General features: G+C 23.4%; 7 protein-coding genes. 5 read left to right on the top strand and 2 right to left on the bottom strand.

Annotated elements, in window-relative coordinates:
• Positions 1-46: 46 nt before the first annotated feature.
• Positions 47-1,192 carry an NAD-binding protein gene (locus BGI41_RS05630; RefSeq protein WP_088539368.1) on the bottom strand — a complete coding sequence of 382 codons (1,146 nt, stop codon included), beginning with the start codon at positions 1,190-1,192 and terminating at the stop codon, positions 47-49.
• 259 nt (positions 1,193-1,451) lie between these two features.
• On the opposite strand from BGI41_RS05630, the gene BGI41_RS05625 reads away from it, so the two are divergent.
• Both BGI41_RS05625 and sfsA read left to right on the top strand, forming a co-directional pair.
• Positions 1,452-3,011, top strand: a complete 1,560-nt coding sequence (locus tag BGI41_RS05625; RefSeq protein ID WP_088539366.1) for an NAD(P)H-hydrate dehydratase — start codon at positions 1,452-1,454, stop codon at positions 3,009-3,011.
• An 88-nt stretch (positions 3,012-3,099) separates the two neighbouring features.
• Entirely contained in the window at positions 3,100-3,804 is a 705-nt protein-coding gene (sfsA, locus tag BGI41_RS05620) for a DNA/RNA nuclease SfsA (RefSeq protein WP_088539365.1), read from the top strand.
• 194 nt (positions 3,805-3,998) lie between these two features.
• On the opposite strand, the gene BGI41_RS05615 is transcribed toward sfsA, so the two are convergent.
• A complete protein-coding gene (locus BGI41_RS05615; protein ID WP_088539363.1) occupies positions 3,999-5,174 on the bottom strand; it encodes an argininosuccinate synthase in 1,176 nt (391 codons plus the stop codon).
• 427 nt (positions 5,175-5,601) lie between these two features.
• On the opposite strand from BGI41_RS05615, the gene BGI41_RS05610 reads away from it, so the two are divergent.
• The 3 genes from BGI41_RS05610 (at position 5,602) to BGI41_RS05600 (ending at position 7,283) form a co-directional block, all read left to right on the top strand.
• On the top strand, positions 5,602-5,940 hold the full coding sequence (locus BGI41_RS05610) for a succinylglutamate desuccinylase/aspartoacylase family protein (RefSeq protein WP_088539361.1): 339 nt from the start codon (positions 5,602-5,604) through the stop codon (positions 5,938-5,940).
• A gap of 14 nt (positions 5,941-5,954) precedes the next feature.
• On the top strand, positions 5,955-6,374 hold the full coding sequence (locus BGI41_RS05605) for a hypothetical protein (RefSeq protein WP_088539359.1): 420 nt from the start codon (positions 5,955-5,957) through the stop codon (positions 6,372-6,374).
• A gap of 195 nt (positions 6,375-6,569) precedes the next feature.
• Positions 6,570-7,283, top strand: a complete 714-nt coding sequence (locus tag BGI41_RS05600; RefSeq protein WP_088539357.1) for a metal-dependent hydrolase — start codon at positions 6,570-6,572, stop codon at positions 7,281-7,283.
• Positions 7,284-7,360: the final 77 nt, after the last annotated feature.

Genomic DNA, 7,360 nt, shown 5'->3' with positions numbered 1-7,360 from the left:
AGATTATATATAATGATTATTTATTAAAAAAATAAATTTAAAGATATTATTTTTCAATTATCTCCTTAAAATTTTCTTTATTTAATTTAAATAATTCATCATCACTCATGTCTACTCCAATAAGTAGATTTTTTTCTTTTAATTCTTTAATTACATTATTAATACATTGTTTATTAGGTCCACTTATTAATTGAGAGTGTGTTCCACTACTTAATACTTCAAATGATTCTTGACTATTTAATCTTTCTTTTAGTTGTTCTTTGAGATCTTCTTCAGTTTTTATAGAAACTTCTCTTTTAAATGGTTTTTTGATGCCTGGAAGGTGGTATTCAACACTTTCAATATTACATCCATTTTTTAATATAATTTTTATTTCTTCTTCAATGAATTCTTTTTTATTTATATCTGTAATCCTAATAAGGTATGGTTCTATTGCAGCTAGGAATAAATCTAATCCTCCACTTGTTTCTGGAGAAATTACTTTATTTGCACCTGCATTGTATAATCTTTGGATATTCTCTTTTTTACTAGCTCTTGATATAATCCATGCATCTGGTGCTTTATCTCTTAAACTTAAAACAATAAATACATTATTAACATCACTTCCAGTAGTTAAAATTAGACCATATGCATTTTCTATATTAAATTTGTCCATTGTTTCTTGGTTTGTTGCATCACCATATAGTACTAAAACATTATCATTATCTAAAATAGATTCATGTTCTTTAAGATTTTCTATAATTTCTTTATTATTGTCAACAATAATTATTTTTTGGTCTCTTTTAAGTAATTCTTTTATTACAACTGAACCTACTCTACCATAACCACATACAATATAATGATTTTTCATATTTTCTAATTTTTTTCTCATTGCTAAACCACTTCTTGATTTTTCAATTCTTTCAGAGAAATTATCTATTATTACACTAAAAATATATGCTATTATTCCAATTCCATCAAATGCTAATATTGTTACAAATATTTTTTGTAATACTGTTACTGGTGTTATATCTCCATATCCTACAGTTGCTATTGTTATTATTGTAAAGTATAATGCATCTTCTAAATTTAAATGCATGATGTAGATAGATCCTAAAATACCATATACAAAAATTATTACTATAAAAGCAATACCAAATAGTGTTGATCTTGCAGGATGCTTTATTTTTAGTTTTTTATTGTTTTTGTTCAATTTAACACCGATTTAATATTAATGGTTTGTTTTTTTATTATTAATTTTATAAAATTATTCTTTTAATATAATTAATAAATTTTTATTTATTATCAAGATTATTTTTAAAATAGTAATATGAATAATAAATTTTTATTTATTATCAAGATTATTTTTTTAATTTAAATTAATTAATAAAATTTTTAATATTTGTTTATTAAAGTATTATATAATTATTAAATTATTTATTTTTTTATAATATTTTAAATTAGGTGATATTATGGATCCAATTGACATGACTGTTACAAATTTAAATTGTGAATATATTGGTCTTAACAGAATCTGTTTGATGGAAGCAGCAGGTAAATCTCTTTCTGATGAAACTGCTAAAATTGCAACTCATAAATTTTCTCATCCTGTTAAAATTGCAATATTTACAGGTTCTGGAGGAAATGGTGGAGATGGTTTTGTTGCTGCAAGATATCTTTTAAATAGAGGATTTGAAGTAGAAATATATTCTTTGTATACTCCTGATAAAATTAAATCTGATGATGCAAAAAGAAATCTTGATGTACTTAATAATATGATTCCAAGACTTTCACGTTTATCAATATATTATATTCGTGAATTAAGTGATTTTGATAATCTTAAATTCTCAAGTAATTATATAATTATTGATGCTATTATTGGAACAGGTATTAAAGGTAATCTAAGACCTAAAGTTAAACGTGCAATTGAAATTATAAATGATTCTAAAGCTCTTAAAATATCAGTTGATGTTCCATCTGGTCTTGACCCATTAACTGGTGAAGTTGATGATTTATCTGTTAAAGCAGATTATACTATTACATTCCATAGAGTAAAAACTGGTCTTAAATTAGCAGATAAAGAATTAGTTGGAGGACTTGTAACTTGTGATATTGGTATTCCTCTTGAAGCTGAATTATTTGTTGGTTTTGGTGATTTAATTAAATTAAATCATAGGAATTCAGATTCTCATAAAGGTAAAAATGGTAAAATCTTAATTGTAGGTGGAAGTAAAGATTATTCTGGTGCTCCTGCTATTGCTGGAATGTCAGCTATTTCTTCTGGAGCAGATCTTGTATATGTTGCAAGTCCGGATTCTGCAAGTTTAGCTATTAAATCATTATCTCCAGATTTAATTGTTAAAGGATTAAAAGGAGATTATTTATCTCTTGAAAATTTAGATGATATTTTAGAAATAGCTGAAAATGTTGATGCAGTACTTTTAGGGCCGGGTGCAACAATAAATGATGAAACTGGAAAATTATTTAATGTTTTAGTTCATAAAATTAAAAAACCAATGGTTTTAGATGCAGATGCTTTAAAACAAGTTGATTTATCTTTAGTTAAAAATAAAGATGATTTAATTATTACTCCTCATTTATTTGAGTTTAAATCATTCTTTAATAAAGTAATTACAGATTCTGGTATTAATCCAGATTCTATTGAAAATATAAGTGAAGATGAAGATTATCATTTAATTAATAGTCAAATAGAAACTTTACAAAATATTGTAAAATCTATTAAAGGTACTGTTGTTTTAAAAGGTAAATATGATATTATAATGCAAAATAATAGATTTAAAATTAATATAACGGGAAATCCTGGAATGACTGTTGGAGGTACTGGTGATGCATTATCTGGTATATGTGTAAGTTTACTTTCTCAAGGTTTAAATTCATTTGATTCTGGTTCTCTTGCTGTATATCTTAATGGTCGTGCTGGTGATTTAGCAATGAATAAACAAGGATATGGATTTTCAGCTACGGATTTAACTGAATATTTAGGTGCATTAATGGCTAATATTATTAAATAAATTTTTTTATTAATTTTTTATTTTTTTATTTTTAAGATAATTTATCTTATTTAATTTTTATTTTTGATTAAAAAATTTACGTGATTTTATGTCTGATTTTGTAAAAGCTATTTTTAAAAGTAGACCTAATCGTTTTATTGCTATATGTGATATTGATGGTAAAGAGGTTAAAGCACATGTTCCAAATACTGGTAGGTGTAAAGAACTTTTAATTGAAAGAGTAACTGTTTATTTACTTCCAAGTGATAATCCTAATAGAAAAACAAAATATTCTCTTTTATTTGTTGTAAATAAAGGTGAACTTGTTTCATTATATTCTCAAGATGCAAATAGGATAGTCTTTGATGGTATAAAATCAGGTAAGGTTAAAGAATTTTTAGGTTATAATATTCTAGAAAGAGAAAAAGTTTATGATAAATCTAGAATTGATATTTATCTTGCTAAAGAACTTGATGATAAAATAATTGAAGATTGTTATTGTGAAGTTAAAGGTGTTACTCTTATAAAAGATGGAATTGCACAGTTTCCAGATGCTCCTACTACAAGAGGATGTAAACATCTTAAAGAGTTAATAAAACTTAAACAATCTGGTCATAGGGCTGTTGTTTTTTTCCTTATTCAACATCCAGCGGGTAATTATTTTAGACCTAATTGGGAAAATGATCCTGATTTTTCATCTACTCTTAAAACGGCTTATAAAGAAGGAGTTGAAATTTTAGTTTATAAATCTAATAATACATTAGATAAAGTAGATCTTGATAATAAATCTTTAGATTTTACTCTTGAAAAATAGTTTTTTTAATTTTTTTTATTTTTTAAAATTAGTTCTCTTAATTATTTTTGCATATTTTCTTATTTTTAGAATTAGTTTTTTAGTTATTTTTTAATATTTGAAAATTAGTTTATTTTATGAAAAAAAGTTTTTTTATTTATTTTTATTATTAAAATTTTAATTTAAAATAAAAAAGAAGTGTAGTTAAAGTTTAACTACATATTAAGTTTTTGATAGTTTGTACCTTGGAGGTTATGGTATTTAATCATACCTTCAACTTCTTGTTGGTCATTTTCTTTATCTTCGAAACTGACTTGTTCAATACTATGTAAGCTGAAAGGTGATTCTCTAGTAAGGGGTTGAATTGAACCTTTAAATAATTTCATTACTACTTTACCACTAACTCTTCTTTGCATTTGGTCAATAGCTTGATCTAAATCATCTCTAAGAGGTTCTTGCCACATAGCTCTATATACTAAATCAGCATATAAGGTACTCATAAATTCTGCAAATCTTAATTCATCTACAGTTAATACTAATTCTTCTAATGCTTTATGAGCAGCAATTAATAATTTAGCACCTGGAACTTCGTAAGTTTCTCTACTTTTAAAACCAACCATTCTGTTTTCAATAGTATTTACTCTACCAATACCGTTATCTCCAGCAATTTTATTAGCTTCTTTAATAATATCTACTAAGGACATCATTTTTCCATTTATTGCAATAGGGATTCCTTCTTCAAATTCAATAGATACTTTTTCTGGTTTATCATTTGCATCTTCTGCAGATTTAGTCCATTCGTAAATTTCTTCAGGTGGTTCATTTGCAGGGTCTTCAAGAACATCTCCTTCAATAGATCTTCCCCAAATGTTAATATCTACACTGTAAATTTTATCATTTTTAAGAGGGAGGTTGTGTTCTTTTGCATATGCAACTTCTTCAGTTCTAGTTAAATTTAATTCTCTAATTGGTGCAATAACTTTTAAATCACTCATTGCATTGATTACAGCTTCAAATCTAAATTGATCATTTCCTTTTCCAGTACAACCATGAGCAATAGCAGTTGCACCTTCTTTTTCAGCTACTTCAATAATTTTCATAGCAATTAATGGTCTTGCAAGTGCAGTACTTAATGGGTATCCTTCATATTCTGCATTTGCTTTAATTGCTTTTGAAATATAATCATTTGCAAATTCTTCTTTTGCATCAATTACATAATGTTTACTGTTATTTAATTTGTCAGCAGAATTTTGTGATTTTTCAATTTCTTCTCTAGGTTGTCCAACATCTACACATGCTGTAATAACTTCATAGTTATATTTTTCTTCTAATAATTTTACACATACAGTAGTGTCTAATCCTCCACTGAATGCAAGTACTACTTTTTCCATTTAATCACCTAAATTAAATAAATAAGTTTTATAATTAAATTAAAATGAAATCATTTTTATAAAATTTTTTTAAAATAAGTTCATTATATTAATACTATATATTATTAACATTATATAAATCTAATTTAAACTATATTTTATATTTATTTTTCTATTTTTTATGAGGTTTTTTTATAGTTTTATTTTTTTACTTTTTTAGTGTTTTTTAAATTTTTCATATTTTATTCATGGTATTTTTATTGTGTTTAGGTAATTTTTTAATTAGTATGATTTTTTTATTATTAATGTATTACAAAAAATCATTTAGATTAATTTAAATAATATCTTTTAAAAACCTATAATTAATTAATATAAAATATTATTTTTTATAATTTAAGTGTTAAATTTTTTATTTTAATAATTAGTTGTTTAATGGAGTTTAATTAGTATGGGATTTAATGATATTTGTGTAGAGAATTTTGATGATTCATTATATTCTACTAATTGTAAACTCAGTATATTAAAGACTTATTATAATTCTGGAGGATATATTTCTAATAATAAAAATCTTTCTGATTTTATTCCTGATTATAATTTCTTTAAAATTATTTTAAAAGAAGCTGTTAAAGGAACTCCTTTAGTTAGAATAGGATCTGGTGATTTTAAAGTCATGATTCTTGCAGGAGTTCATGGTAATGAATTACCTCCTCAACTTGCATGTCTTTACATGATTAAATATTTACTTAATAAAAATATTAATGGCTCTGTTTATTTAATTCCATTGTAGCACCAAATGCAACTATGAATAATTCAAGATCTTTTGATGGAATGGATTTGAATAGATCTACATTAGATGTAGGTTCAATTACTAATAGTATTTTTGATATTATTAAAAAAGAGAATATTGTTGCTGTTGGTGATTTTCATTCTACTAGTATTAACAGTATTCCAGGTAGAGATGCAATATTTTGTACATTAAAGCCTACAATTGAAAGTTATAATATTGGTAAATATGTTGCAGAAAAAGTAGGTTGTGATTTATTAAAATATAATATTGCAGGTTCTAATTTTAAAGGTGCATTAGAAGATGAATGTAATTTAATTGGTGTTCCTTCAATTACTGGGGAAGTATTATCTCCATTTGGTTATTTAAATGAAAGTAGTTTTAAACGTTCAATGTTTCAAATGTACTCTTTTTTAGAATATTTTAAAATTTTATAATTTTACTATTTTTTATTTAACTTCTTTTTTTAATTGGTCTTTAGTAAATTATTAGTTTTCATATGCTCTTGGAAATTATTATTTTAATATTTATTTGATAATTATTTATGAATAAGTTTATTAACTTTATAATTTTATTTGAATAATTATTATAATTAAATTTATTAATTCTTAAAATTTTATTAAGGTAATATAATGTCATCTTATAAACTACATAGTGTTTTTGCTATTATCTTAGGATTATTATTTTTTCAAAATCCATTACTTATTGCTACATGTTTTATTGGAGCGAACTTTCCAGATAATGATCATAAATTAAAAAAAGATAATGTTTATAGATTGATAATTTTAAGTTTAATTCTATTTATATTATTACATTTTTTAAAATTACCTTATTATTTAGCTATTTTGGTCTGTTTATTAGGTTTAATATTTTATTTTTCTTCTCATAGAGGATTTACTCATTCAATATTTGGTGTAGTTATATTAAGTTTAATTTTATATTATATTATAATAATGTCTTCAAATTTATTAGTATTAATACCTGGATTTAAAAGCTTAAATAATTATCATATTTTATTTATAATGATAATATTAATATTATTGTCTTTATTCTCATTAAATAGGAAATTATCTCCTTTATTTATTGTAGCAATGATATTAATATATATTTCAGTTCCAATTAGTAAATTAACTAATATATCATTATTTTTTTCATTATTATTAGGTTTATTTTCTCATATTGTACTTGATTCCTTTTCACCATCAGGGGTTAAGTTATTAAATCCTTTATCTAATAAAAAATTCTTTAAAACCTTTGGTAGCTTAATGATTTTACTTTTATTAAGTTTAAGTTTTTTTAAATTTAGAGGAATTTTATATATAATTTTTAATAATTTAATTTTTTAAAATTTACTTTTAATTATTTTTATTTATTCTTTTTTAAATCTAATTTTAAATTTTTTTATTTTATTTTTTCATATAAC

This window comes from Methanobrevibacter sp. 87.7 (assembly GCF_002208625.1).
Classification (GTDB): Archaea; Methanobacteriota; Methanobacteria; order Methanobacteriales; family Methanobacteriaceae; genus Methanarmilla.
The sequence above is the reverse complement of the archived record's forward strand: the minus strand, read 5'-3'. Positions and strand labels throughout refer to the sequence as shown.